This is a genomic window from Psychrobacter aquimaris, from assembly GCF_016107525.1.
GTDB lineage: Bacteria > Pseudomonadota > Gammaproteobacteria > Pseudomonadales > Moraxellaceae > Psychrobacter > Psychrobacter aquimaris.
The window spans coordinates 85977-112856 of record NZ_JABASR010000012.1 but is presented as its reverse complement, the minus strand read 5'-3'; the positions used below and the strand labels follow the sequence as shown (position 1 = coordinate 112856).

The 26880-nt window shown below is 43.0% G+C and carries 21 protein-coding genes; 10 read left to right on the top strand and 11 right to left on the bottom strand.

Features of this window, described 5'->3' with window-relative positions; genetic code table 11:
* Positions 1 to 148: 148 nt before the first annotated feature.
* Together JFC10_RS11550 and JFC10_RS11545 are read left to right on the top strand one after the other, a co-directional pair.
* Positions 149 to 1507 carry a GntP family permease gene (locus tag JFC10_RS11550; RefSeq protein ID WP_198332915.1) on the top strand — a complete coding sequence of 453 codons (1359 nt, stop codon included), beginning with the start codon at positions 149 to 151 and terminating at the stop codon, positions 1505 to 1507.
* Positions 1508 to 1527: 20 nt separating this feature from the next.
* Positions 1528 to 2664, top strand: a complete 1137-nt coding sequence (locus JFC10_RS11545; RefSeq protein ID WP_198332914.1) for a glycerate kinase — start codon at positions 1528 to 1530, stop codon at positions 2662 to 2664.
* Between the two features lie 89 nt (positions 2665 to 2753).
* Here JFC10_RS11545 and JFC10_RS11540 read toward each other — a convergent pair whose 3' ends face one another.
* Positions 2754 to 3623, bottom strand: a complete 870-nt coding sequence (locus tag JFC10_RS11540) for a LysR family transcriptional regulator (RefSeq protein ID WP_198332913.1) — start codon at positions 3621 to 3623, stop codon at positions 2754 to 2756.
* A gap of 107 nt (positions 3624 to 3730) precedes the next feature.
* Here JFC10_RS11540 and JFC10_RS11535 point away from each other — a divergent pair, with 107 nt between their 5' ends.
* Both JFC10_RS11535 and JFC10_RS11530 read left to right on the top strand, forming a co-directional pair.
* Entirely contained in the window at positions 3731 to 4231 is a 501-nt protein-coding gene (locus tag JFC10_RS11535) for a lactoylglutathione lyase family protein (protein ID WP_101205448.1), read from the top strand.
* 210 nt (positions 4232 to 4441) lie between these two features.
* Positions 4442 to 5254 carry an enoyl-CoA hydratase gene (locus JFC10_RS11530; protein WP_198332912.1) on the top strand — a complete coding sequence of 271 codons (813 nt, stop codon included), beginning with the start codon at positions 4442 to 4444 and terminating at the stop codon, positions 5252 to 5254.
* Positions 5255 to 5429: 175 nt separating this feature from the next.
* Here JFC10_RS11530 and JFC10_RS11525 read toward each other — a convergent pair whose 3' ends face one another.
* Both JFC10_RS11525 and JFC10_RS11520 read right to left on the bottom strand, forming a co-directional pair.
* Positions 5430 to 5768, bottom strand: coding sequence for a RidA family protein (locus tag JFC10_RS11525; protein ID WP_198332929.1), 339 nt, complete (start codon positions 5766 to 5768; stop codon positions 5430 to 5432).
* Between the two features lie 57 nt (positions 5769 to 5825).
* Positions 5826 to 7073: an NAD(P)/FAD-dependent oxidoreductase gene (locus JFC10_RS11520; protein WP_193012861.1), complete on the bottom strand. Its 1248-nt coding sequence runs from the start codon at positions 7071 to 7073 to the stop codon at positions 5826 to 5828.
* A gap of 392 nt (positions 7074 to 7465) precedes the next feature.
* Here JFC10_RS11520 and JFC10_RS11515 point away from each other — a divergent pair, with 392 nt between their 5' ends.
* A complete protein-coding gene (locus JFC10_RS11515; RefSeq protein WP_198332911.1) occupies positions 7466 to 12133 on the top strand; it encodes an AAA domain-containing protein in 4668 nt (1555 codons plus the stop codon).
* A gap of 49 nt (positions 12134 to 12182) precedes the next feature.
* Here JFC10_RS11515 and JFC10_RS11510 read toward each other — a convergent pair whose 3' ends face one another.
* Positions 12183 to 14378: an ATP-dependent helicase gene (locus JFC10_RS11510; RefSeq protein ID WP_198332910.1), complete on the bottom strand. Its 2196-nt coding sequence runs from the start codon at positions 14376 to 14378 to the stop codon at positions 12183 to 12185.
* Between the two features lie 271 nt (positions 14379 to 14649).
* Between JFC10_RS11510 and ychF the strand changes: the two genes are divergently transcribed.
* The 4 genes from ychF (at position 14650) to JFC10_RS11490 (ending at position 18776) form a co-directional block, all read left to right on the top strand.
* Positions 14650 to 15741: a redox-regulated ATPase YchF gene (gene ychF, locus JFC10_RS11505; RefSeq protein WP_193012864.1), complete on the top strand. Its 1092-nt coding sequence runs from the start codon at positions 14650 to 14652 to the stop codon at positions 15739 to 15741.
* A gap of 292 nt (positions 15742 to 16033) precedes the next feature.
* Entirely contained in the window at positions 16034 to 16519 is a 486-nt protein-coding gene (locus tag JFC10_RS11500) for a hypothetical protein (RefSeq protein ID WP_198332909.1), read from the top strand.
* A gap of 62 nt (positions 16520 to 16581) precedes the next feature.
* Positions 16582 to 17991, top strand: a complete 1410-nt coding sequence (locus tag JFC10_RS11495; protein ID WP_198332908.1) for a deoxyguanosinetriphosphate triphosphohydrolase — start codon at positions 16582 to 16584, stop codon at positions 17989 to 17991.
* 104 nt (positions 17992 to 18095) lie between these two features.
* Positions 18096 to 18776 carry a TetR family transcriptional regulator gene (locus tag JFC10_RS11490; RefSeq protein WP_193012867.1) on the top strand — a complete coding sequence of 227 codons (681 nt, stop codon included), beginning with the start codon at positions 18096 to 18098 and terminating at the stop codon, positions 18774 to 18776.
* 62 nt (positions 18777 to 18838) lie between these two features.
* On the opposite strand, the gene gspK is transcribed toward JFC10_RS11490, so the two are convergent.
* The 6 genes from gspK to JFC10_RS11460 form a co-directional block, all read right to left on the bottom strand.
* Positions 18839 to 19897: a type II secretion system minor pseudopilin GspK gene (gene gspK, locus JFC10_RS11485; protein ID WP_198332907.1), complete on the bottom strand. Its 1059-nt coding sequence runs from the start codon at positions 19895 to 19897 to the stop codon at positions 18839 to 18841.
* Between the two features lie 39 nt (positions 19898 to 19936).
* The gene (gene gspJ / locus JFC10_RS11480; RefSeq protein WP_198332906.1) at positions 19937 to 20779 is read right to left on the bottom strand and encodes a type II secretion system minor pseudopilin GspJ; all 843 of its coding nucleotides are present in this window, start codon (positions 20777 to 20779) and stop codon (positions 19937 to 19939) included.
* Positions 20776 to 21222: a type II secretion system minor pseudopilin GspI gene (gspI, locus tag JFC10_RS11475; protein WP_227685835.1), complete on the bottom strand. Its 447-nt coding sequence runs from the start codon at positions 21220 to 21222 to the stop codon at positions 20776 to 20778. The genes gspJ and gspI overlap by 4 nt, the downstream gene beginning before the upstream one ends.
* 51 nt (positions 21223 to 21273) lie before the next feature.
* Entirely contained in the window at positions 21274 to 22101 is an 828-nt protein-coding gene (locus JFC10_RS11470) for a prepilin-type N-terminal cleavage/methylation domain-containing protein (RefSeq protein ID WP_227685833.1), read from the bottom strand.
* A 166-nt stretch (positions 22102 to 22267) separates the two neighbouring features.
* On the bottom strand, positions 22268 to 22951 hold the full coding sequence (locus JFC10_RS11465) for a TetR/AcrR family transcriptional regulator (RefSeq protein ID WP_193012872.1): 684 nt from the start codon (positions 22949 to 22951) through the stop codon (positions 22268 to 22270).
* A gap of 233 nt (positions 22952 to 23184) precedes the next feature.
* Entirely contained in the window at positions 23185 to 23973 is a 789-nt protein-coding gene (locus JFC10_RS11460; protein ID WP_198332904.1) for a TatD family hydrolase, read from the bottom strand.
* Positions 23974 to 24632: 659 nt separating this feature from the next.
* On the opposite strand from JFC10_RS11460, the gene JFC10_RS14915 reads away from it, so the two are divergent.
* Complete coding sequence (locus tag JFC10_RS14915) at positions 24633 to 25034, top strand: acyltransferase (RefSeq protein WP_227685831.1); 402 nt, start codon at positions 24633 to 24635, stop codon at positions 25032 to 25034.
* 53 nt (positions 25035 to 25087) lie between these two features.
* Here the strand turns inward: JFC10_RS14915 and JFC10_RS11450 are convergent, their stop codons facing one another.
* Positions 25088 to 26875, bottom strand: a complete 1788-nt coding sequence (locus tag JFC10_RS11450) for a GspE/PulE family protein (protein WP_198332903.1) — start codon at positions 26873 to 26875, stop codon at positions 25088 to 25090.
* Positions 26876 to 26880: the final 5 nt, after the last annotated feature.

Genomic DNA, 26880 nt, shown 5'->3' with positions numbered 1-26880 from the left:
AACCGAATAGATTTCCTAGTAGCACTTATTTGCTATAGAATATGCCCCTTTAAAAATTCATATTGCTATTGATGCTGTTGTTAATGAAATATTAGCTAAGTAGTAGCATCCATAATTATCGCTATCAACCCTACATGTAGAGACAGTAATGATCGTATTTTGGCTTGTGCTGACCATTCTTTTTATTATTTTTGCCACAGCAAAGTTAAAGTGGCATCCTTTTTTAGTGTTGATATTATCAGCTTTTTTAGTAGCGCTGTTTTACCAAGTGCCGCTTAATACCGTTGCTAAAACAATCTCTGATGGCTTTGGAGGTATCTTAGGTTACATCGGCTTGGTTATTGTCTTTGGTACCATTATTGGCTTAATCCTTGAAAAAACAGGTGCCGCCATTGTAATGGCAGAAACGGTCATCAAAGTTTTGGGGCCACGCTTCCCTACTTTGACCATGTCCATCGTGGGTGCTGTCGTTTCAGTGCCAGTATTCTGTGACTCTGGCTACATCATTCTAAACTCTTTAAAAGAATCGTTGGCCGAGCGTTTACACGTGTCCAGTGTGGCGATGAGTATTGCCTTAGCAACAGGTCTATATGCTACCCATACTTTTGTGCCACCGACACCAGGCCCTATTGCAGCAGCAGGAAACTTGGGGTTAGAGTCCAATTTAGGCTTAGTTATCATGGTCGGCGTGGTGGTGACAGCCGTTGCAGTACTGGCGGGCTGGTGGTGGTCTAATCGCTTCTTGAATGTCACCCCCGACAATATAGATGCACTGGATGCGCCAGCAGCGACTTTACCTGAAAACATGAAAACACGTGACGACTATAGCAGCATGCCGTCAGCAACAATGGCGTTTCTGCCTATTATTGTTCCTATCGTATTGATTTGCCTATCTTCTATTGCCAACTTCCCAAGCGCGCCATTTGGCAATGGCACGTTGACAGATATTTTAGTGTTTATCGGCAATCCGCTCACGGCACTGCTTATTGGTTTATTCTTGTCTTTCTTACTAATTAACACTGAGCAAAAAACGCAGCAAATTAGCGACAGCATCTCACAAGGTTTGGTCGTGGCTGCCCCTATTCTATTGATTACTGGTGCTGGCGGCGCATTTGGCGCTATGCTAAAGGTCACACCGATTGGCGATTATTTAGGCACAACGTTATCTGCGTTAGGGCTTGGTATTTTTATGCCATTCATTGTTTCTGCTGCCTTAAAAACGGCACAAGGTTCAACCACAGTCGCTTTGGTCACCACCTCTGCGATGGTCGCACCGTTACTGGATCAAATTGGTCTCGACAGTGAGCTTGGTCGGGTATTTTGTGTGATGGCCATTGGTGCAGGCGCAATGACTATCTCGCATGCTAATGACAGCTTTTTTTGGATTGTCAGTCAATTTAGTCGTATGAGTGTGGCGCAGGCTTACAAAGCCCATTCTATGGCAACGGGTATTCAAGGCGTGACCAGCATCGTCTTTATCTGGTTATTAACCTTGGTATTTATTTAAAGAGATTCAAAGAGAACTTCATGAAAATTTTAATTGCCCCCGACTCATTTAAAGAAAGCTTAGAGGCACTGGATGTGTGCCGCGCCATTCAATCTGGTTTTAGCCAAGTGTTTCCAGATGCCGACTATAAGCTATTGCCAATGGCAGATGGCGGCGAAGGCACCTCAGCAGTATTGTCCTATGTATTGGGTGGTCGCTGGAAAGACGTTAAAGTACACGATCCCTTGATGAGACCGATCACAGCAAAATACTTGCTATTGCCAGATGCTACTGCCGTCATCGAAATTGCCCAAGCATGCGGATTGCATTTGTTAAAAGCAGCAGAGCGTAATCCTGTCACCACCAGCAGTTATGGTGTCGGTGAACTGATTGCTGATGCTTTAAAAGAAGGTGCTAAACGTATCATTATTGGTCTCGGTGGTAGCGGAACCAATGACGCAGGTCTGGGTATGCTAATGGCGCTAGGCTTGACATTTCATGATGTCAATGACAGCCTGCTCACTCATGGCGGCGGCGCGCTTGCCAATCTACATCGAATTGACGATAGTAGTCTCCATACAAAGGTGCTCGATGCGGTATTTGAAGTCGCCTGTGATGTGACCAATCCGTTATGTGGTCTTTTGGGTGCGAGCGCGGTATTTGGTCCACAAAAAGGCGCCTATCCAGAGCAAGTCAATGAGTTAGATAAGGCACTAAATCACTTTGCCACCATATGTGATCAGCAAGGCTATGAGGATTGCCAACATGTCGAGGGTGCTGGGGCTGCTGGCGGTCTTGGCTACGCGATGATGACGTTCTTTCAAGCTCAGTTAAAGTCAGGTTTTGATACTGTTGCTGAAGTGGCTCATCTGTCACAGCATATCGCAGAGGCTGATCTGGTCATCACTGGCGAAGGTAAGCTAGATGTACAGACTGCCATGGGTAAAGTGGCTGGCGGTATCAGTCAAATTGCTAAAGCCACTCATACGCCTGTCATCGCTATCTGCGGCAGTGTAGACGGTCTAAAATCCGCGCAAACCAGCCAATTCGATGTCATCATGCCAAGCATTCAAAAGATAGATACCCTCGATAATGTGCTGAGTCAGGCTTATGACAATATCGAAACGACTGCTGCTAATATCGCTGCAAGTATCAAACTTGGGCAAACTTTAAGATAGTCTTAACCTATCAATAAGCATTTTCTGTTACATGCGCAGCTATTGAATGCTTTTGATAGCTGCGCATGTAATATTTTCTCTGAACACCTCTATAGCCATTTTTTGACTTCATCAATGACCGTTTGCATTCTACTTGAGAGTGGATGCTGTCGTCTGACTGCAAGATATAGCGTCTCGCTAACGGCAATAGGCAGATGATGGCTTTTAATAAGCTCAGGCTTTGGATAAGCAGCCACTGCGTGTGTTGGTAGAACGGTAAAGCCAATTCCCCTACTAACTGGCTCTAAGATTAACCCTATCTGATTAGAAAAGCCCTTTTTCTCAAAGTCATTAATATGCTGGAATTGCTCATAATTAGCAGTCAGTAGCATGCCTGCATGATGGGCGCCATCTGGATGATTAATAAATCCAAGCTCGATAAGCTGCTCCCAGCTCGGCTCTACTGTAGCCGCAGGGGTTACTAGCATTAATGCTTCTTGCGCCATAGGATTGCAGCTAAGCGTTTCATCATCTGAGATATCCGTCATAAAACCAATATCAATCTCGTGATTTGCCAATGCCCGCTCAATATCAGCATTGGGGGCAAAGCGATAATCAATGACTAGTTTTGGATGCTGCTGCTGTAGTGTCAAAAGCTGCGGATATAGTTTAAGTCCCACACTCCCCGGTGACATCAACCGTACCAGCCCTTCATAAGGCGGATCTTCACCGATTCGCTGTTCTAAATTTGATAATCGCTGCAATATCTCGCCTGCCTCCCTATAAAGCTGCTCACCTGCATTGGTCAATGAGAACTGCTTTCCTTGACGAATCAACAAGTCCGTATCTAGTTGCTCCTCTAGCTTACTTATGTGTTGGCTCACACCAGACTGCGTCATATATAGACGTTCAGCCGTACGAGTAAAGTGTCCAACTTCGGCAAGCGTACAAAAGGTGCGTAGCCATGCGATATTTATCATTACATTTCATACTTATTTATATAATATTTGATAATTTTACATAATGAATATGCGTTTGTATACTGGCCTCACGTTAAACAAGAATACAGCAAACAGGAGCACAAATTATGAACAACGTTTATCCAAGAAGCTTTTCGCACATCGGTCTGTCAGTCCCTGACTTAGATGCCGCCGTAAAATTTTATACTGAAGTTATGGGTTGGTACACCATCATGGAACCAACTGAGATTGTCGAAGATGACAGCCCGATTGGTGAGATGTGTACTGAAGTATTCGGTGCAGGTTGGGGTAGCTTTCGTATCGCTCACTTGTCTACTGGTGACCGTATCGGTGTTGAGATTTTTGAATTCAAAAATCAAGAAAACCCTGAAAATAACTTTGAATACTGGAAAACAGGTATCTTTCACTTCTGCGTCCAAGATCCAAACGTTGAAGAACTGGCTGAGCGTATGGTTGCAGCAGGCGGTAAAAAGCGTATGGAAAAACCACGCTACTACTACCCTGGCGAAAAACCTTACCGCATGATCTATATGGAAGACCCGTTTGGTAATATCGTCGAGATATATAGCCACAGCTACGAGCTTATCTATAGCGAAGGCGCATACTAAATTCAGTATAAATACAGCTTAGTATAAATTTAGCTTAGTATAAATTTAGCTTATATCTAGCTGAAAAACCAATAGCGTACTCACCACCTGAGTGCGCTATTTTTTTGTGAGCTTTCTATGTCAGTCATCTATTGTATAGAATATGAGCCATGCTACTATTTAGTCAGCTATATATAAAACTATAAACCAACCTATTATCAAGGATGATAAATGACTCAATCTGACATTACTCTAGACATAGACGACCTTTTGGTTATCAGAGAAGACAATGAAGAAAGTGGCGTAGTCACTCTCACCTTAAACCAACCCAAACAATTCAATGCCCTGTCCGCTGAAGTACTGTCTGCCATGCAAGCAGAGCTAGACCACATTGCTCAAGACGATACCGTCAGAGTTGTGGTTATTCAATCAACGGGTAAGGCATTCTGTGCTGGTCATAATCTAAAGCAAATGCGCGCATACTCGGATGAAGTATTTCATCGTGCCCTATTCCAGCAATGTAGCAAAATGATGCTTACCATCAATCGTATGCCACAAGTCGTCATCGCTAAAGTGCAAGGCATTGCCACAGCCGCAGGGTGTCAGCTGGTCGCAGCTTGTGACTTGGCCGTTGCCGCTGATGATGCAAAATTTGCCACTTCTGGGATAAATGTGGGGCTTTTTTGCTCCACGCCTGCTGTAGCCGTCAGTCGCAATTTGCCTCGTAAGCAAGCATTTGAGATGCTAATCACAGGTGAATTTATCGATGCGCACACTGCCTTACAATATGGATTGATCAATCGAGTGGCGCCAGCAGATCAATTAGATCAGGCACTACAGTCATTGATAGCGGCGATTACTGCTAAATCTCCAGTCGCAGTGAGAACTGGCAAAGATATGTTTTATAAGCAGCTGGATATGAGTGTCGAAGACGCTTATGATTATGCCAGTGACGTCATGACCTGCAATATGATGGCAGACGATGTGAGTGAAGGGATTGATGCTTTTATTGAGAAACGCCAAGCAATATGGAAAGGATGCTAATCCCTATGATCCTAATCATTGTTTTGCTTAGCTGACGTTATACAAAATATGCTTGGTTTAGAAAGCTAGCACACTCTTTTCTGGTAATTGAGTTAGCCTACATATCAAACATAAAAAAGGCCATGATATCGCTATCATGGCCTTTTTTATTTATACGCGTACTACAGTCAGTCTACTATTCAGCTGCGATGGCAATCATCTCAACTAATAGCTCAGGACGCGCAAGCGCTGATTCGCCGCAAGCACGCGCTGGTGGCTGTACGCCTTCGAACCATTTGTCATAGACTTCATTCATAGCAGCAAAGTCTGCCATATCTTTGATCCAAACTGTTACTGATAGTAGCTTTGATTTATCGCTACCCACTTCTTCTAATAATGTTTGGATTTTTTCCAAACACGTCAACGTTTGCGCTTTGATATCATCTTCTGCATTACCGACCTGACCACATAAATAAATCGTCTGGTTATGGATTACGGTTTTGCTCATACGTTGATTGCTATGTAGCTTCTTAATCATGTCTATACCTTTCACTTATTAATTTAAATCTATGCTTAACTATTCAAACTGCTTTTAGTTAGAGAAACGCTGAGCGCTAAATGGTGCAAGATCGACCAATGCAGGCTTATCATGAATCATTTCTTCAACAAGACGTCCTGTCATTGGCCCTAAAGTGAAGCCCTGATGGCTGTGACCAAATGCGAACCATAGTTTGTCATGCTTATCAGCAGGACCAATTACTGGCTTCATGTCAGGCATACAAGGACGTGATCCTGCCCATGCTTCACTCTCTACTGCATCTTCCAATGGCAAGATTTTTTTAGCAAGCTTCAATACCGTTTGCAATTGACCAAAGTTCTTTGGCGCATTCATGGTGGTCATCTCAGCACCCGTCGTGATACGAATACCCTGCTGCATTGGACCCATGACGAAGCCTTTATCCATATCAAACATACTGTGATGGATTGTATTTTTTTCCGTCACTTTGAAATGCTGATGATAGCCACGCATTGGGAATAATGGTAGATTATAACCAAGTGGTCTGATCAAATCGTTAGACCATGGACCTGCTGCGATGACCAATTTATCACTATAATACGTATCTTTGTCCGTGATAACTTTCCAGCCATCAGCTTCTTGGACGATTTCTTTTACATCATTCTCTTTGATCGTACCGCCCATCTCTTGGAAGTTTTTCGCATAGGCTTTGACGAGCGAGCTTGGGTTTGACACTTGCCATGAATTTAACCAATGAATGGCACCAACGAAACCTTCGAAATTGGCACGAGGCTCCATTGCTTTTAGCTCTTCAAGGTTCAGTACGTTATGCTCGACACCTTGGTTACGCGCATCAATGGCTGATGCTTGCGCTTCTTTAAAGGTGTCTTCAGAACGATGTAATTGCAACCAGCCATCACGAGTGATCAATTCATCAGCACCAGAGGCGCTAATCATAGTTTGGTGCTCACTCGTACAATGCTCTATCAACGTCTGCCACTCAGATTCGATTTTTTTGACTGAAGCGGGTGTAGAGTATTTCCAGTACTGAAGCAGCGCTTGGTGATAACGCAAAATTGCTGGAATACGATAACGAATATCAGTACCTTGGTTCGGCAATACTCTGATCATTTCAGTCAACTGACGAGGAAAAGGATGCGTATGAATGGCTTCGCGCTGAATCAATCCTGCATTACCATATGAGGTCTCTGACCCTGGCAGTTTCTTGTCTAAGAGTAATACATTTGAATTGTTTTTTTGTAAATGCCACGCAACTGACGTGCCAACCATACCTGCACCGATAACGATCACTTCATAGCGCATAACCTATCCTTTTCTTATGGTGTTAATACAAAGTATCAAATATGAGGGTCTAACGGAATAAGGTGGTAATAGTAACGCATTAAGCTGAATATTAAACCCCAATCTCATAAATATTTTTGCTATTAAATACTTTTGGTTATAAGGTTTTTGAAAAAGTATTTTTGATAGGAATAATGAAAGTTTGATTGATAAAATAGTAATGATTAGCCATCATTTTTAAAAATACTAGATGCGACTTATCACCATTAATTTCTGTGCTATAGTTTGGTCTTTTTTTTAATTTAGAAATTATCAGCCGCCTAAGCATGTTAATTATAAAAACTGATAAACAGTATTTATGATGTGCCAGTGAGGTCAGGGCTAACATTTTGATGAGTTGGAAGGTTTAACAAATGAGTATTTACGCACAAAGACTGGCCTCTCAGATTGAGTTTATTAAGCAGTGTGCTTTGATGAAAAAAATGCCTACTCAAGATTTTGCTAAACACAGTGATTTCACTTGCACTGAGGAACAGGTAATAGGCTTGCCGGGTATCAGTCTGAACATCACCGACGATACCTCGGAGGACGTTTGGCTTCGTGTGGAGCGATTACGTGAAAACTCAGCACCTAAACCGAACAGCTCACTATTAGCAAACTGGTTAAAGTTTCCAACAAAATTCAGCGATCAACCTTTATTGCAAGAAAAAATCAATATAAAAAATCTAATAGATGATGGTGTTATCGCTTATGAAGAAGCATTTACACCATTTGAAGTTGATGATACCTATCAAAATGAATTATTAGATATAGAAGCATCATCAGAAAAAGAGGTTTATTTAAAAGATTTCTCGGAAAGAGGTACTGTACAAGAGGCATTTAACGATTATCTCAAAGATATTTGGAAACCTTGGCTAGCGCAAGAGAAACTCGTCCGCCAAAGTATTGCTTTGTATTCTAGCCTATTCATGCTTAATCAACAGCTTCAAGGCAATCTCGCTGATGCCCAGCTGGAGTTAGTATGGGGTGTGGGTATTGCTCTAAGAAAAAGCGATGACAATGAGCAAAGCAGCAAGCAGATAAAGTATCCCCTATTGACGCAATCCGTTGAAATCACCTTAGATCAAAAAACGATGGCGTTACTCATCAAGCCTACCCTATCTGCTCCTACGCTTGAAACTGAACCTTTTTCTATAGAGGAAAATCAAGGTTTGGCTAAGTTATTAAAAAATAGTAAAGAGTTTTATGATTCAGAAGATGTTTCATTAAGTCCTTTTTGGCCAAGTAGCTATGAGCCTATTTTAAAATCAGCCGTTACTTTGCTTGACTCCTCTGGTGTTTATCAGCCAAATCATACTAGTGCAGATGAGCGAAAAATACCTAAAGCGCAGAGCAACCTGATTGTTACTGACACATGGGTCATTATGGCGCGTCCCAGAAGTAATAATATATTTTTGCAAGATTTGAACAACCTATCAATTCAGCTAGAAACGGTCACTGACATCAATTTACCGAGTGCCCTTAAGGCAATGCTGACAGAACCCGCCACAGAAAACAAAGAAACCATACTTCCTGCTTATCGTGGTTTATCAACGGTGAGCGGCAGTGACAGCTATACCGGCACGCCAGCCGAACTATATTTCCCCAAAGCATTCAACGATGAGCAAGTACACATAATACAGCAACTGGATGTCCACGATGGGGTGGTCGTTCAAGGCCCGCCCGGTACAGGAAAAACCCATACTATTGCCAATGTCATTTGTCATTACTTAGCGCTTGGTAAGCGGGTACTGGTCACATCGATGAAAGACCCTGCACTAAAGGTGCTGCAAGGACAGTTACCTGAATCTATTCGCCCGCTCGCCGTTAGTCTACTGACCAGCGAGAACGAGGGTTTAAAGCAGTTTGAACATACCATCAAAAAAATCTCGAGTGAAGTGTCTAGCATCAATCGTGATGCCTACAAAAAAGAAATCGTCATGTTTGACAATCAGATTGATACTATTCATGCACAGTTAGCCAGCACTGATAATAAAATCACGGCTTGGGCACGGTTAAATCTTGACGATATCACTATCGATAACGAGACTATCAAGCCCATAGATGCCGCGACTGAGGTGGCTCAAAACAGACAGCTTATCGAAAGCTTTCCCGATAAGTTGGGTATAGAAGACACGTTTAAGCCTCGATTTACTCATACTGATATCACGGCCCTAAAAAATGCAAGAATCAAGCTCGGCAATGATTTGGACTATCTTAATAAAAAGATTCCTGCGGTTGCAGAAATGCCACCTACCAATGCTATGAAGCAACTTCACAAAGATTTGAGTTATCTCAATGAGTCACATGCAGCTGAGCAGCAAGGAGAACTACCAAGCTTAATAAATGACAGTGCTAGCACAATAAATATTGCTCACGAAGTCACTTCTCATACTTCTCGTTTAACTGATCTGCTGCAGAAAATTGTAGAGGCTGGGCAGAGTTGGACGACTGCTATTCAGCAGCATTTAGCTAATGAGACTAAGCAAGACATCATCGCTCATCTCACTATACTAAACGATGAAATCAAAGCGCTTTTTGATGAGAGAACCATTTATTTAACCAAACCTATTACGATGGCTGATGATTTTGATAAAAATCCAGAGCTCGTTGACGCGGTTAAAAACTTATCTGAAGGCAAAAAGCCTTTTGGCTTAGCAGGTATTTTCGGTAAATCGTCAGAAAAGAAAAGCCTTGAATCTATTATGATAATCTCATCACCAGCTTCAAGCGTAGAGGACTGGCAGTATATATCCAGCTTTATAGCGTTTAGAAAAAAATCTCAAGCGCTTATCCTTCGCTGGAATGCTCTATCAAATGAGCTGTCCCTGCCAATATTTGAGGTATCGCCTAATAATCTGTCTGCGTTACATTCAGCCGTTCATCTATACGATGATATCGTTGATAGTAACAATTTGCAGCACAGTATCAAGCAGGCGTTAAGCACTATATTTATAGATTGGAGTGTTGTTTCTGCAGCACCTTATGACAAAGAGATTTTGGTTGAGATTGAAAGTGTTCTTAAACAACATTTAAAGAGACATAATCTGGCTGAAAGTCTCACCTTAAAAGAAACTTTACTTAATAATCTCGCCGACTGTAAAGGCGATATTAGTGAGAAAATGACAGCCTTTGTCACTCAAAATATTGGTGACCCGAGTTTATCTGACGATGAGTTACAAACAGACTATCAAGAACTGCTTAATGAGCTGCAACGAGTAAATAACCTTGCAACAGACTTACAGACAGTCGCTGATGTTACCCAACTCATTGAAGATAACGGCGCACCACTCTGGGCAAAAAAATTGCGTTATGAACCTTGTCATAACTCTCAAGACACCTTGGCATCGGATAACTGGCAACAAATTTGGCGAATTGGTAGATTGACAAGCTTTATAGACAGCATCGATGGTCGCAAGGAATTGGTTCAACTGGCAAAAACTCGTGGCAATTTAGAAGTAAATTTAGCAAGACTCTATCAAGAAGCGATCACCAAAAGAGCTTGGCTAAAAGTCGCAGAAAATGCGACGCCAAATGTGAGAGCGTCTTTAGAAAAATACCGCTCTGCCATTATGCGTATCGGTAAAGGAACCGGCAAAGGCGCGCATTATTATCGCCGTGAAGCGCGAGAAGCCTCTGCGGGAGCAAGTGCTGCTATCCCGTGTTGGATTATGCCGCATTATCGTATTTCTGAATCCTTGCCAGCAGAATTTGGAAGTTTTGACTTGGTTATCATCGATGAAGCATCTCAGTCTGATTTAACGGCGTTGCCAGCCATCATGAGAGCCAAGAAAGTGTTGATCGTTGGTGACGATAAGCAAGTGTCGCCAGAAGGCGTTGGTCTCGATATCGAAAAAATTCGTAATCTGATGGCACAGTATCTGAGCAATCAAGTCCCTGTCTATCGCTCACAGATGTCGCCTGATCGTTCGATATATGATTTATTCAAAGTCGTTTTTGCAGATAGCAGTGTGATGTTAAAAGAACACTTTCGTAGTGTTGCGCCAATTATTGAGTTCTCAAAACGTGAGTTTTACAATCATGAGCTGATACCTTTACGTAAAGCCAAACCCTCAGAGCGCTTAGACCCTCCACTCATTGATATTTATGTCACCGATGGCTACCGGATTAAAGGTTCTGATATTAATCAGTCAGAAGTCAGATTTATTGTTGATGAAGTCAAAACCATCGTTTCTGACCCAGCTTACAAAGGTAAAACCATCGGTGTTGTCTCATTGCTAGGCAACAAGCAAGCACATAATATTATGGAGATACTCAATAAAGAACTAGATGAAGCGATAATGACTACTTTTGATATTGCTTGCGGTGATGCCAGAACCTTTCAGGGTAAAGAACGCGATATCATGTTCTTGTCATTGGTAGTGGCACCCGGAGCGGCTCATGCACAAACGAGAGATACTTTCGCCCAGCGAATGAATGTCGCTGCCTCAAGAGCACGCGATAGAATGTATTTGGTACGCAGTATTGAACTGGATGAACTAAGCCAAGCCGATCACTATCAAGCGGAGCTTATCAAGCACTTTCAAGCACCCTTCATGCAAGATAAAGAAGAAGTCTCTGATTTGCGTGAAAAATGCGAGTCTCCTTTTGAAACAGAAGTCTTTGATCTTCTCGTTGAGAGAGGTTATCGAGTGATTCCACAGGTTGAAGCCGGTGCCTACCGAATCGATATGGTTGTCGCAGGTGAAAATGATAACAGTCTAGCCATCGAGTGTGATGGTGATAGATATCATGGGCCTGATAAATGGGACAGCGATATGCAACGTCAGCGTATTTTGGAGCGTGCTGGCTGGAAATTCTGGCGCTGCTTTGCCTCTACTTTTGTCACTCGTAAAAGTGAAGTCGTCCAAGATTTATTAGCAGAATTGGAACGCTTAGAGATTTATCCAATCACTACCGACACGGCACATAGCAGCTCGTATGTTGAATCTAGAATCGTCACCACTGTTAATGCGCCACTGATAGATATTGACCTTAACATTGATGTCAATATAAATAGTGAGACGGAAACTGACGCTTAAATATATAAGATTCAGTCAATACCAGTATGGCGGTAATGTTCTCAAAGCACTACCACCACATCGGATCATCACTTTCCCTCGTAGGCTTTTTAACGGTCTCTACTGTTACTTCATCCGCAGATAGCTCCGCGATAAATCTCGATGGTTTATCAAAGTAACCTGAATAACTGGCAAAGTAATCAGGCGCGGTAAGATACAGTCTGGTCTTGGCACGACTACAGGCGACGTAAAATAGTTTGCGCTCCTCTTCTAGCTCTTCAAAGTCATCCAAAGAGCGATGATGTGGCGTGATGCCATCGACCAATGAATTGACAAACACCACTGGCCACTCTAGCCCTTTTGCACTGTGAATGGTCGAAATAGTGACTTTGTCACTGTCATTCTCATCTGGCTGACTGGTCGTTGCTACCGAATCATTAGGTGGATCGAGAGCCAAATTTTCTAAGAAACTATCAAGGCTGCTATGCTCTATTGCCAAATTTTTGAGCACACGAAAGTCCTCGCTGCGCTCACGCCAATTCTCTTCAATTGTTTTTAGGACGGGAATATAAAACTCTAAAATACGCTCAATGATAGTCTCAACGGATTCAGCCTGACTTGCCTTATTAAGCGCATTGTACAAAGGCTCAAGCTGTTCGCTTTTTTTGGCAAACTTTGCCGTGAGTAATGGCTCAAATGAATTGTTATCGGCGGTAATTGCTTGGGTCAAACGCGTCGCGGTGACTGACCCCACTCCCTTAAATAAAGTCAAAATACGGTGCCATGCAATCGTATCGTTTGGGTTATAGAGTATTTTGACAAAGGCTAAAACGTCTTTAATATGTCGTCTTTCAATGAACTTGATGCCACCCACTACGATGAATGGAATATGACGCTCCATAAATTCTAACTGGACATAGTTAGACTGAAAGGACGTGCGGCACAGTACCGCAAAATCGTTGTAATCATACTCTGATTTTAGCGCTATAATTTTATCCGCAATGTATTTGGCCTCGCGGGTCTCATCACTTAAACGGCTAAATGTCGGCTTTTCCCCCGCTAGACTGACCTTTGAATATAGCTGCTTTTGATAGCCCAAGGTGATTTGCGCTGACAGAGCATTGATATAGTTTAGAACAGAGGGCGTACTGCGATAGTTTTGTTCAAGCTTAATGAGACGGGCTTCAGGATAGCTCTCACCGAACAGCAGTATGTTTTCGTAATTGGCACCACGAAACGCATAAATACTTTGATTGTCATCTCCGACCACCATTAGCGATACCGAGTCAGGCTCACAAATCAAATCTATCAGCTGCTTTTGCGGAATATTGGTGTCTTGGTATTCATCAACCATAATGTAGCGATATTGGTTTTGCAGCATCTGGCGAAAGGTATGGTTGGTTTTTAAATGACGTACTACCTGACTAATGATGTCATCAAAATCATAGAGATGATTGGCGCGTTTATATTCATGAAAATCAATTGCCAATTGCTCAATGATAGGAATGTGTACAGCGATATCAGGATAACTGCTTTCGATTAAATTGCGTATATGAATGCGTCTGTTTCTAGAGGTCGATATGATATTTTGCAGCGTTTTTTTACGCGGAAAGGCTTGGGTTTTGGTTTGCGCAGGATACTTTTTTTCTTTATAAACCAAATCGATGGCATCCTCACTATCACCCATATCTAAAATGGTAAATCGTGGATTGATACCGAGCAGGCCTGAGTATTGACGCAGCAGCATATTACAAAATGAGTGAAAGGTGCCGCTAGTGATACTATTTAACGCCTTATCAGTCGGCAACTTATCCTCAGCTAATTCTTCATTCGATAGCTCTTCATTGGACAGATTACTTGCCAGCAAAGACTTAGCTCGACCTTTGATTTCATTGGCCGCTTTACGAGTAAAGGTTAATAGCAAGATGCTTTTGGGTGTTACCCCGTTTTCTAACAGGTAGCTGGTCCGATAAGTTAAGGTTTTGGTCTTACCAGAGCCAGCACCCGCGATTACTAAAACCTTACCTTCGATGGTAGTAGCAGCTAGTAATTGATCGGGGTTTAACTCACTGGCGTAGTCTACTTGCAACCCTAATTCACCGCTCAATCTTTGTTTCACTAGCTCAATATTCGCATCGTCATCAGCGTCGATTAGATTTGCCTCTAGTTTTTTAATTGCTTTCTCAAGACGTTCAAGCTTAGGCTTAATCTCCACGAAATTCTGCGGATAATTATAGCGACGCGTGTCAAAAATAGCGGTAGTCATTATCGGAATTTGCCTTTCATTTATTTTAGTCGCCCTTATCGATACAAAGCACTCATCTTCAATAGTGCCACTAGTTAAGTTGTTTTATGGCACAGCTTACCATAATCGATAAAATAGAAAAATTGCCAGTAAGAGCCAAAGCAAAATCTCAGTATACAACACAACAACCTCACCCCTATTCCGGTAAATTTGCTACAATGTGCCCAATTTTGATTTATCATTTAACCAAACTTTATACCAACTGATTTTATTAATACATTGAGAGAATGTTATGGGTTTTAATTGCGGCATCGTCGGCCTACCAAACGTGGGTAAATCCACCTTGTTTAATGCCTTGACTAAAGCGGGTATCGCCGCTGAAAACTTTCCGTTTTGTACCAAAGATCCCAACACAGGTATCGTACCTGTACCTGACCCACGCCTGAAGAAATTGGCTGATATCGTCAATCCTGAGCGTGTACTACCAACGACAATGGAGTTTGTGGACATCGCAGGCCTGGTCGCAGGCGCGTCAAAAGGCGAAGGTATGGGCAATCAGTTCCTAGCCAACATTCGTGAGACCGATGCGATTGCTCATGTAGTGCGCTGTTTTGATGATGACAACGTCGTACACGTTGATGGGCGCGTCAGCCCGATTGATGATATCGAAACCATCAATACTGAACTGGCATTGGCAGATTTAGAGGCCGTTGAGCGTGCCATCCACAACCAAACCAAGAAGGCTAAAGGTGGCGACAAAGACGCGCAAGCATTGCTTGATATCTTTAAAAAAGTTGAGCCTTTATTAGCCGAAGGTAAAGCGGCACGCGCAGCAAACCTAGATGCTGATGAGAAAAAACTGATCAGAAGTTATGGTTTAATCACGCTAAAACCAACCATGTATATCGCTAACGTCAGTGAAGATGGCTTTGAAAATAACCCATACTTAGATGCGGTGCGCAACTATGCGACTGGCGAAGATTCTATCGTTATCGCATTATGCAACCAAATCGAATCTGAAATTGCTCAACTTGATGAAGACGATAAAAAAGACTTCCTAGCTGAGATGGATATGGAAGAAGCGGGTCTTGATCAAGTGATCCGAGGTGGCTACGACTTACTTGATATGCAGACTTACTTTACCGCTGGTGTCAAAGAAGTACGTGCTTGGACCGTTGCTGTTGGTGCAACCGCACCGCAAGCAGCTGGCGTTATTCACACTGACTTTGAGCGCGGCTTCATTCGTGCCGAAGTCATTGCTTATGATGACTTTATCGAATACAACGGTGAAAAAGGCGCAGCAGCTGCTGGTAAATCACGTCTAGAAGGCAAAACCTATATCGTTCAAGATGGCGATATCATGCACTTTAGATTTAACGTGTAACTTTGAGCGGTACATACCGTTTAATACAGTCAGTCCTATATACATCAGGTACTGCGTCAGGCTCACTTAGTCTACTACTTGTAGCACTTTCACTCGCCTTTCTTGTATCTAAATTATCTTGAACCGACTATAGTTAATGAGCCGATGTTGGATATTTGCCATCATCGGCTTTATTTTATATATAAATTGTTATATTATAACATATCTTTATTTTGTTTCTTTGAGGACTCATACTGTGACCAACCATTTCTCTTTTTCTAAATTTGCAAGTGTTGCGCTTGTAGGAAGTATCATGACAGGCTCTCTATTGGGTTGTCAGCCTAATACAGACACTGATACGGTCGTATCTGAAGAGGTAACAGCCGTAGACAATCATGCAGAACAACATCACTCTGAAGATGATCACGACATGCATAGCCACGAAGAGCATAATGATATGGAGCACGGTCATGAAGGACATGATCATGCAGAACACGCCAGCAATAGCACACCATTTTCTTGTGAGCCTACTGCTACTATCGGCGTGTCTTATCATACCGATGATACACCTCAGACCGCGCATCTACTCATCGATGGTATCGAATACGATTTAACAGCTGCGGCTAGTAGCGACGCCAGTACTGGGAAAGCCATCTATACGAGTGATATCGGATTAGATGACACCCATGGCATTATATGGCAAGTGAATAATGACAATGCAACGTTGCGAAATAAGACACTAAATAGCGATGTTGCTATCGAAGCGGAAGAAGTGCTTTTTGACTGCCAGAAATCTTAGTTGCTGTACCAAGGGCGCTATTTTGCTATGCTAAAGGCTCCCTTGGTTTCGGATGTTTCCATATGCTAAGTACATCAACCCCTTTGTCGTCCTCCACCACACAATGGTCCCATCTCCTTAATTCACAACGTCTTGGCGCTTCTAAAAAATTTAACGCTAATACCAGTACCCGATCTCAATTTCATAAAGACTATGACAGACTGGTATTTTCGCACTCATTTCGACAGTTGAATCAAAAAACCCAAGTTCATCCTCTGACCAATCAGCTCGGTATCCATACGCGTCTGACTCATTCTCTTGAGGTGTCTTGTATTGGACGTTCATTAGGGATGATGGCCGCAGAAAAACTGCATGGCAAACTAACCAGCGGTCTACCAGCAGGTATCTCACCATACGATGTCGGGGTGATTGTACAAGCAGCCTGCCTCGCTCATGATATTGGTAACCCGCCTTTTGGACATGCAGGAGAATACGCCATTCGTGATTGGTTTAGTCACTCTGACCGTCATGCTATTTTGCAAAATATGAGCAGCAATGAGCAATTAGACCTACTGGCCTACGAAGGCAATGCACAAGGGTTTCGGTTACTGGCGCGTAATGAGCACCATCCTGATAAAGGTGGCATGCGTCTCACTTGTGCAACGCTAGGTGCTTTTATGAAGTATCCTTGGCTTGCCACTCACAGCAACGATATCAATGATAAACACCACCATCATAATGTACAAAAATTTGGCTGCTTTTATAGTGAGTCGGCACAACTAGAAGAATTAGCAGCCTGCTTAAATCTGCCACGTTCAACACAGCACGATGGCTTTGCTCGCCATCCATTAGCTTATTTGCTAGAAGCGGCAGATGATATTTGCTATGCCTTGATCGATTTAGAAGATGGTATCAATCTCAATATGCTGACCTATAGCGAGGTTGCCGCCATATTTTATGAGCTGATTGGTGAGCGCCCTAGCGGTATCAGTCTGCCCGCACACATGTCTGTCAGGCAGAGCTTAGCATCATTGCGAGCCCGCGCCATGATGCGCTTGATCAATGCCGTGACTGATGCTTTTGTCGCTAATAGTGAGGCGCTGTTGGCCGGAACCCTCAATGGCAGTCTATTTACCCATTGTGATGCACATGTGCAAAATGGCATTAACCAAGCCAAGCAATTGGCACGCGAAAAAATATTCAATCACCCAAGTAAAGTACGTATGGAATTGATGGCCAATCAATGCCTGCATCGATTATTAGATGCCTTCATACCATTGGCTTGGACAAACGAAAAAGCTGCCCCAATCTCCTTTGAGCAGCAGCGCCTACTAATGTTGTTACAGCCACATCTCGATGAGCATCGGCAGGTATTATCAGATAATGTCTATCACAATATTTTAAATATATTGGACTTTATCACTGGGATGAATGATCATGAGGCGTATCGATTGGCACAGGAGTTACAAGGCCATTGGGGTACCATGGTTTAAAAGACCAGTGCAGGTCTAGTAAATTAACACAAGTTGCGTATTTCAGTCGTATTTTTACGTCGAAATGAGTATGATAAACCCTTATTGGACAACTTTGAAATATTATGAGCAGTCGCGAACAAAAGAAACTTCAAACTCGGCACGCCTTTTTTAATGCCGTGCTTGATTTATGTATGACAGGGCAATCTTTTAGCTCTATCAGCCTCCGGCAAGTAACGCGTGAGGTTGGCGTGGTGCCGACCGCATTTTATCGGCATTTCGATGACATGGAATCGCTTGGTCGAGCATTGGTGGTAGAAGAACTAGGGGGTACACTGGCGATACTAAGCGATAGCTTGCAAATTGGGCGTAAGCGTAGCTTTGATCGCCAAATTGCTAAGAGCATTCAGCTGTTCTTGTATATGGTCAGTGATCAGCCTTATTACTGGCAATTTTTAGTCAGTGAGCGTTATGGTGGCTCAGAAGCTGTACGCAAAGCCATCAATGAACTTGTCAAAAAACATGCTCAAAGCTTGGCTGATGATTTAGCGCTACAGCCTGCCTTTACTCATATTAATGCCTATGACCGTCGCCTATTGGCTGAGGCTGGGGTAAATATGTTCTTTTCTTGGATTATCGATTGGTTGGAGCTGACTTATACTGAAGACCATGATGATGAAGTCGATCTAAACGAGATTGAAGAGAATAAGCAGCTGATGCTCCATAATTGTACTCGCCAAGCACAGATGCTGTTTTATGGTGCTTATAACTGGAAATCTACGGAAGAAACGCACTTAGGAGATTAGGCAGTGTCAGGTCAGACATTTCACCTCGGCACTGATCAAGACTCTTTTTAGGTGGCTCAACGTTAGAAATTGGGTCTAAATGCCCATAAACGCTGTGTCACCACTTTAATTTCTTTGGCTTTTTTATTATTGCCATTCTCATTATTACTGTTAGGCGTGCTGTTATTCGCATTACTCCCTGCTGCCGCGCTAGCATCAGTCGCAATCTTGCTAATTAATACAGTTGCAAACCGTTGTCTTTGTTGACCAAGATTTGCACTATCAGTTGCTGTAATAAGTGCCATGAACGCTTGGCTATCGACTGCGAGTAGTGGTGTTAATGCTTTTCGTTGATCATTATTTAAGCTGCTCAGCATCGGCAATTGCCACACATCATCAATAGAGGCTAACGCCTGCTTTGCCCGCGTATCGACCAATCCCTGCATCTGTTGGCTGGTTGCGCCATCTATCAGTGCAGCCAGCAAAACTGGACTAGCAGTATTGACATTAATAGGCAGATAATAAGGAACCGTAGTAATATAAGGACGTAGTGCCGCTAGTACTTCAGCATTTACCCCTCGAATCTCTTGCAACTGATCGATACTGACCAATGCTTGGTTGGGCAAAGTCTTACTCGCTGAACCACTTGTTTGCTGAGAATAAACCACACTCTCATCACCACCATCTTGATAAACGTCGCTATCCGTATCTTGATAGTCAAGAATAGCAATGGCAATATCAGATTCTAGATTTAATTGCGTCAACAATCTTTGAAATATGGCTAAAGCGTTGCTATCAACCGCGCCATTCTGATATAAGTTATTAATATTAAAACGACTGGCTTCATCGCGCAATTCAATACTGATGCTGTGATTGGCTAAAAGATAAGGCGGTAGTGGCTGCGCCCAAATATCTTGCTCGCTATCTGTGTCGTTCAGCTTATCGTCAGCACGAATCATCGTGATGGCTAATTGCTGACCAGCATTGATATCTTGTGACAGCTGATTTTGATCAAACAATAAACCGCTACGTCTAATAGCAATCTTTTGGCTGGCAAGCATCGCTCCCGCCACTACGGTAATACTGACCACCAATAGCAAGATAGTGAGCAGCGCTACTCCGCGCTGAGAGTGCGCTGTCATTGACTTAAGCCGTCTTTATGATTGACCCAATGATACATTTTAAATATTACTTCCTGCATTGTTATTTACATTGCTATTTGGATTGTCATTAGTATTATCACTACTATCGTTATTGCTACCATTGCCATTATTGGAAGCATTGTTATTGCTTTTATTTTTATTGTTACTTGGTATTGGTTGTGGAGCAAGCGCCCACTGCCAAGTGATTGGCATATCCTGATAAGTAAAATTGACAGCAATACCTTTGGGTAGTAAAACCACTGCTGGCTTGGCGCTCACGGCACTGGTCGTTTGCCCAGAGGTTGTATTTGTACTGTTATTACTGCTGTCTGCATTAGGGAACTTGGTGCTCAGTTCAGGTAAATATGCTTGCCAACGCCCTGCGGTGACGCCTTCGAGCAATACACTATCTAGGCTGATGCTATCGCGCCCACCATCGATGCTGGTATATTGGCGACGAATTAAACGCTCATCTGCAAAAATATATTCGATATGCTGGACACTCATGCTACTTTGATAACGCGGATCGGGATCGGCAAAACGAACAAAACTCACATGCTCACCATCCAAACTCATAAAAGGCTCAGGTACTATTTCATTAGCTTGGGCGCTATTGTTTGCACTGTCAGTAGCATTTGCACTGTTATTTATCACACTGACATTTTGAGTATTTGGTATTTGATAAGGGATAATTTGACCCATGTCTTGCTGTAGCTGCAAATAAGCATATTGCAAAACAGCCAGATTATCAGCATGAAATTGTGCACGTTCTCGGGCGCGGTTGACACTATCAAATACTTGCCAGCCAGCCACTGCCAACATCGCAAATATCGCCATGGCGACCATCAATTCAAGTAGTGTAAATCCACGCTGCGACCTCACGGATTGCCTCCAGACTGCCCTGCAATATCAGCACCCAAACTGCTTAAGTCCAAACTGCCAACGTCTTGCTCCGCATTGCTTAATATTACGTTAATATCAGTCACGGTGGTGCGCGTCTGTCCATCTATAATGGGTGCGACAGCGATATTCACCTCTTTTAAAGCGGGCGTAATGGCATCACTGACCGTCATTACTACTTGCCAATCACGCCCTTGAGCATTGATTGTTTGTGTGCGATTGGCCGTCAGCCATGTCTCTTGAATACGCAAATCAGCGGCTGCGTTCTGTGCGACAAAATGTGCAAGTGTGCGTGTGCGTAATACATCCACTGAGCTGAGATAGGCACTACTGGCACGGCTAGCAGCCACAGCAACAACCGCTAAAATCGCTAACGCTACCATTACCTCAATCAGAGTAAAGCCGCTTTCATGCTTTAATAACATTGACTTTTTCTTTATATGAGCAGATATAACCTTACCCTTATCTATCATCAGTTACAGCCCTTGTCCGATCGTCATACTGCCATCAGGCATAATGGTAATAACCTCGCCCACCAGACGTGAATTGTGCAGCACCTCAATGGTGACAGGCGTTGCTTGCCCTGTACCAAACCATAATATCTGTGGGACTGCTTGATTGGCAAACCAAGGCTGCAATGTTTGTTCTTGTTCAGGCATTGATAGGTTGCCAGCCTCCAAGCTTTGCACCCTTAAACTGACCCCAGCAGGTAACTCAGGCAAACTGACTTCTGGCTCAATCTCCCAGCTAGGCACTGGCTGTTGCTTTCCTATCGCCCCCGACATACTTGTCAGATCAGCAGACAATTCCATCGAATTTTTAGGCGTACTGTCCATGCTATTTGACGGGATATCATTGGTCTGATAGGCAATATAAGGATTGGATAAAGTGACGATAACGGGTTTTACTTGACCTTGTTTATCCGCTTGTAAACTTAAACCCATGGGCTGCATGCGCTCAGCCGATAACAACCGTACATAGCTCAGTGAGTCAGTCAAATGCTCATAAAAAGCACGGTTTTTACGCGATTCACTACTACCGACCGACAGGCTCATCATGCCAGCAAAGATAGATAGAATAACCACCACCACTACAATTTCGACAAGGGTAAAGCCCTGTTGTGCCTGAGCAAGGCTTGAGGATGTATAAAGGGAAACGTTAGCGTTTTGTAATGGAAAGCATTTATGCTGATAAACAAGAGGTAAGAGATATCTATCCGTTTTTTTATATTGCAAATATTGATGACTTAAGTGTGAATAGCAAGTGACCGCTGAGCTGGACGGAGTCTTGGCAGTGACCGGCATATTACACCTATAAACCTATGAGTAGGTTGTGGTATGAAGAATAAAACTATGATTGGGCATTAAAACTGGTAAGCATGTATCCATTTTTAGCATGGATGCACCGTGCTGCGATAACGAATATAGCAACACGAATTTAGAAAAGTTTAAGGCATGTTGAATAAAGACATTAATAACTGGTATTACGGTGCTCTTCTGACTCAGTATCGATTTGCTCTACCAACTCCTGCATATCTTCATCCATCACTTCATCATCAGCCGCAGGATAATGACTCGGCAACTCAAGCATTTGCTGAACGAAAGCATAGCGTAGGGTATCGCGGCGACCCAAATACCGCTGGTAAAAGCTTGAATTTAATAGTCCAGCACCGCCTTGACCCATCGCCCAAATCGAGGACAAATAGTCGCGCGTGCTCAAACTACTATGCTCATCCTTTAAATAAGCACTGATAATGTCAATCAAGCGTTTCATACGCTGACGGCGAATATCATATAGCTCACCAAATAAACGATTGAGACCCGTCACTGATGCCGCCAAACGCTCTTCGATTTGATTGAGCAACATGGCTTTTTGTGGATTGAATAACTGCTGAAAAATCATACGAGCAACGCCTGCTGATGGACAATCATCAATACGATTAATCTCAAACAGTTGTTCTTCGTAGCGGATAATAATACGCAAATAGAGTTCATCTTTACTAGAGAAATGCTTGTACAGTGTACCTTTAGCCAAATCCAGCTGGTCTGCCAAACTGTCTAAAGTAATATCACCATCGCCCGACTCAAGTAGCAATTGCTCTGCCATTGCTAAGATATTCTCTTCTCGTGCCTTGAACTGATGCTGACGACTCATAATCTCTCCTAAAACCTGACAAGATTAAGCATATGACCATCGTGTGGATTAGTGCGTCGGCGACAAGCGTATCACGTCATACAAAGTCTGCTCGAAAACCACCAAAAGAGATATGCTTATATTTGCTAAATAGTCATTGATAATCATATGCTTACGCTTCAAATAACAAGTAAAAATAACGTAAAACAACAAGACTGTCTCATAAATGACTGAGTGGTCATAGCATAACCATTTTAGTGATACTGTGCCAGTAAATTTTCAAAGTTTTTTGCGGTTAATGCGCCAACGTCATCGCTACTACAGCCATACATCTCTGCCAGACAACTGGCGACATACGGTACATAGGCAGGCTCATTGGGTCTACCACGCTTGGGCACCGGTGCTAGATAAGGACTATCGGTTTCGATAAGCAGTCTGTCTCTAGGCATGTTTTTTGCGGCATCTTGAATCATTTGGGCACTTTTAAAGCTAACAATGCCTGAAAATGAGATATAAAAACCTAAATCTAGAGCGCGCTTCGCCGTCTCCCAATCTTCGGTAAAGCAATGAATAATGCCGTGTTCCGCACCTTCCGCTTTTAGGATATCGATCGTATCTTCTTTGGCATCCCGCATATGAATGACGAGTGGCTTTTTCAGGCTTTGACTGGCATGAATATGGCGAGCAAGACTGGCTTGCTGCTCTTTTTTGTTTTCCGTTGACCAGTAATAATCTAATCCTGTCTCTCCAATCGCCCATACATGGTCGGCATCAGCGGTTTCGATCAAACGCTCGACCGTCGCTGATTGCAAGACACTGATATCTTCACAAGGATGAATACCGACGCTCATGCCAAGATTTAGCGCCTCATCACTATAGGTACTGACAATATGAGCAATCTCATCATATTCGGCAAAATCACACATAATCGCCATCGCCCGAGTGACATTGGCAGTTTTCATCGCATCAATCGCGCCAGACAATTGACCATCATACTTGGTTAAATCTAAGCGATTGAGATGGCAATGGCTATCAGTAAACATAAATAATCTCGTTAATAAAAATGAATGAATAAAAAAATATTAGGACATGTTCTCATTTTGAAAATGATGATAAAAATTAGATAAATGGTAGGTCAAATAAGGAAAATAGTACAGATAACATCAGGATATTGCCCCGCTATTTGACGCAGCTTAGCAAAATTTAGCCATTTTCAATCCATTTAGTCGTTTCCGTTCAGAATGAAGACACGCCATAGTGGTAAGCCTTTAAACGGATAACCCTATTGATTGCTCCAAAGGCAGCTTTTTTCAAGTAAATTTTAGCGGTACACTATCAACACGCTCCTCAACCATATTTAAAACAGCAAACCAACCATAAAAGCCAGCGCTAGAAAAAACATGGCGTCTTCTACTCACTTTTCATAAGCCCTTCATTATGAACCATAAAAAAATCATCAGCCTTTCCCCTATCATAAAAACATTAATTACCCGAACAGCTCTATAAAAAGCGGTTTTTATTACAAGACAAAGGGCACAATAATCATATCAATATTGCTAAAGATATACGCATCATTGGCGATTCAGCCATCACTATTCGTACAGGTCAGGACAATCAAATCACTGTCGGTAAAGGCGGCAAATTTAATCAATTAAAAATTGACATCAACGGCAATCACAATCAAGTCACGATTGGAGAGCAAGTGAAGTTCTCAGGACAATTATTGGTTGTCGGTAATTATCTGCATATTTATATCGGTAATCATACCACCGCTATTGATTGCTATATTTTGGCACGCGATAAAAGTGTGACCATTGGTCAATCATGCATGATATCACGTGGTATTGAAATTCGAGCGACTGACGTCCACAAGGTCTATGATATAGATACTAACGCGCGAGTGAATAAGGCGCATACAGACGTCATTTTAGGAGACCATATTTGGATTGCCGCTAATGTGACCATCTCTAAAAACGTCTCTATCGCCAGTGGTTGTATCATTGCAGCAGGTGCATTTGTCAATAAACCAGTGACAATACCCAACTGCATGATTGCTGGTACACCAGCCAAAATCATTCGTCAAAATGTGCGCTGGGAGCGTTAAAAAATCAAGTTATAAGGCGACGTTTTACTAAAGCAAGCACTGGCTATTTGACGTCAATGCAATGGCACCACTCGCATTACTTCTTCTATGGTCGTCACGCCTTCACTAATACGCTTTGCGCCCGATAAGCGCAACGGCTGTACACCTTCACGATATGCTTGCTGCTTAAGCACATCTAAATTTGCATCGGCGGCGACCAGTTTTTTTAGCTCATTTGATAACGGCATAATCTCATACAGACCAATGCGACCTTGATAGCCCGTATGGCGGCAATGCTCGCAGCCCTGCGCCGTATAAATTTGTGCTGGAGCGGGCGCACGCCAAGGTTGAACCAATTCCTGCCACTGAATAGTAATTTCACTATCTGGAGTCACGTCTAGCGCTTTTTTACAGTGCGGACATAATGTCCGTAATAGACGCTGCGCCATGACGCCTAGTATCGTCGCTGAGGTTAAAAACGGCTGAATGCCCAAATCATGCAAGCGAGTAAGTGAGCTTGGTGCATCATTGGTATGCAACGTCGAGAGCACCAAATGTCCAGTCAGTGATGCCTGCACTGCCATATTGGCGGTTTCGGCATCGCGAATCTCACCAACCATAATGATGTCTGGGTCTTGGCGCATCAAAGAGCGAATGCCTTCAGCGAAGTGCAAATCAACCCCTGGATTGACCTGCATTTGGTTGAAAGCTGGCTCAATCATCTCGATAGGATCTTCAATCGTACAGACGTTGACTTGTTCTGTGGCGAGCTGTTTGAGCGTACTGTACAACGTCGTAGTCTTGCCTGAGCCAGTTGGACCAGTGACCAAGATAATACCGTTTGGATGCGCCGTCAGCTCATGCCAAGTCTCAAGCTGTTTACCTGACAAGCCAAGCTGAGCAAACGAGCGCACCAGCACTTCAGGGTCAAACACCCGCATGACCAGCTTTTCGCCAAAGGCAGTGGGCATCGTCGATAGGCGCAGCTCAGTTTCTAGACCTTTTGGCGTACGGGTTTTTAGCCTGCCATCTTGTGGTTTGCGTTTTTCTGCCACATTCAGTCGTCCTAATATTTTAATACGTGCGGTCACTGCGACGATAATCGCCAATGGCATCTCATAGACGGTATGTAGCACGCCATCAATACGAAAGCGAACTTTACCCGTCTCACGGCGAGGCTCTAAATGAATATCGCTGGCTCGCTGCTCAAACGCATATTGCAATAACCAATCGACAACTCTGACAATATGTTGGTCATTGGCATCAGGGTTAGTATTGTCGCCAAGTTGCAATAATGCCTCAACATTGGTGACATCAGCCGCTGCCCGCTTGTGGACACTATTTGCTCCTGCAATCGCTTGGGTGACTTGGTAAAATTCTTGACGATAGCGATTAATTTGCTCAGGATTGATATAAACTGTGCGATAGCTTTTAGACTTGATTAGTTTTTCGATACTTGTCTGCCACTCAGTATAAAACGGCTGGTCTGTACCGATGATGACTTCATCTAACGTCACTTCAATGGGCAAAATATGCTGTGAGCGGGCATACTCAAAGGACATCAGTTGAGTCACGGCTGGGACATCGACTTTTAACGGGTCAATACGGACGAGTGACATACCTGCTTTGGCAGCCAGCCATTGATTCAACCACACCAAAGTCAGTTTATTCTCAACATTTTTATCCAGTGCATGACCGTTTGGCAAACCAAATTCACTGATGGTTAGAAGTGGATGCTGCGCTTTATCACGACGGCTCGTCATCACCAAATTGTAGCCACGCTGATCAATCACCTTATCTGCCAATAATTCATCTAGGCACCAACGCAAATCAATCACGATTGAATATTTCTGAGCAGACATATTTT

What these genes read in the sequence shown, in the direction of transcription:
- gspI (WP_227685835.1), bottom strand. Translation starts at nt 21,222, where the DNA reads ATGTTATTAAAGCATGAAAGCGGCTTTACTCTGATTGAGGTAATGGTA.
- JFC10_RS11460 (WP_198332904.1), bottom strand. Translation starts at nt 23,973, where the DNA reads ATGTTTACTGATAGCCATTGCCATCTCAATCGCTTAGATTTAACCAAG.
- JFC10_RS11495 (WP_198332908.1), top strand. Translation starts at nt 16,582, where the DNA reads ATGCTAAGTACATCAACCCCTTTGTCGTCCTCCACCACACAATGGTCC.
- ychF (WP_193012864.1), top strand. Translation starts at nt 14,650, where the DNA reads ATGGGTTTTAATTGCGGCATCGTCGGCCTACCAAACGTGGGTAAATCC.
- JFC10_RS11500 (WP_198332909.1), top strand. Translation starts at nt 16,034, where the DNA reads ATGACAGGCTCTCTATTGGGTTGTCAGCCTAATACAGACACTGATACG.
- JFC10_RS11520 (WP_193012861.1), bottom strand. Translation starts at nt 7,073, where the DNA reads ATGCGCTATGAAGTGATCGTTATCGGTGCAGGTATGGTTGGCACGTCA.
- JFC10_RS11490 (WP_193012867.1), top strand. Translation starts at nt 18,096, where the DNA reads ATGAGCAGTCGCGAACAAAAGAAACTTCAAACTCGGCACGCCTTTTTT.
- JFC10_RS11540 (WP_198332913.1), bottom strand. Translation starts at nt 3,623, where the DNA reads ATGATAAATATCGCATGGCTACGCACCTTTTGTACGCTTGCCGAAGTT.
- JFC10_RS11530 (WP_198332912.1), top strand. Translation starts at nt 4,442, where the DNA reads ATGACTCAATCTGACATTACTCTAGACATAGACGACCTTTTGGTTATC.
- JFC10_RS11465 (WP_193012872.1), bottom strand. Translation starts at nt 22,951, where the DNA reads ATGAGTCGTCAGCATCAGTTCAAGGCACGAGAAGAGAATATCTTAGCA.
- JFC10_RS11515 (WP_198332911.1), top strand. Translation starts at nt 7,466, where the DNA reads ATGAGTATTTACGCACAAAGACTGGCCTCTCAGATTGAGTTTATTAAG.
- JFC10_RS11510 (WP_198332910.1), bottom strand. Translation starts at nt 14,378, where the DNA reads ATGACTACCGCTATTTTTGACACGCGTCGCTATAATTATCCGCAGAAT.
- JFC10_RS11450 (WP_198332903.1), bottom strand. Translation starts at nt 26,875, where the DNA reads ATGTCTGCTCAGAAATATTCAATCGTGATTGATTTGCGTTGGTGCCTA.
- JFC10_RS11470 (WP_227685833.1), bottom strand. Translation starts at nt 22,101, where the DNA reads ATGCCGGTCACTGCCAAGACTCCGTCCAGCTCAGCGGTCACTTGCTAT.
- JFC10_RS11545 (WP_198332914.1), top strand. Translation starts at nt 1,528, where the DNA reads ATGAAAATTTTAATTGCCCCCGACTCATTTAAAGAAAGCTTAGAGGCA.
- JFC10_RS11535 (WP_101205448.1), top strand. Translation starts at nt 3,731, where the DNA reads ATGAACAACGTTTATCCAAGAAGCTTTTCGCACATCGGTCTGTCAGTC.
- gspK (WP_198332907.1), bottom strand. Translation starts at nt 19,897, where the DNA reads ATGACAGCGCACTCTCAGCGCGGAGTAGCGCTGCTCACTATCTTGCTA.
- JFC10_RS11550 (WP_198332915.1), top strand. Translation starts at nt 149, where the DNA reads ATGATCGTATTTTGGCTTGTGCTGACCATTCTTTTTATTATTTTTGCC.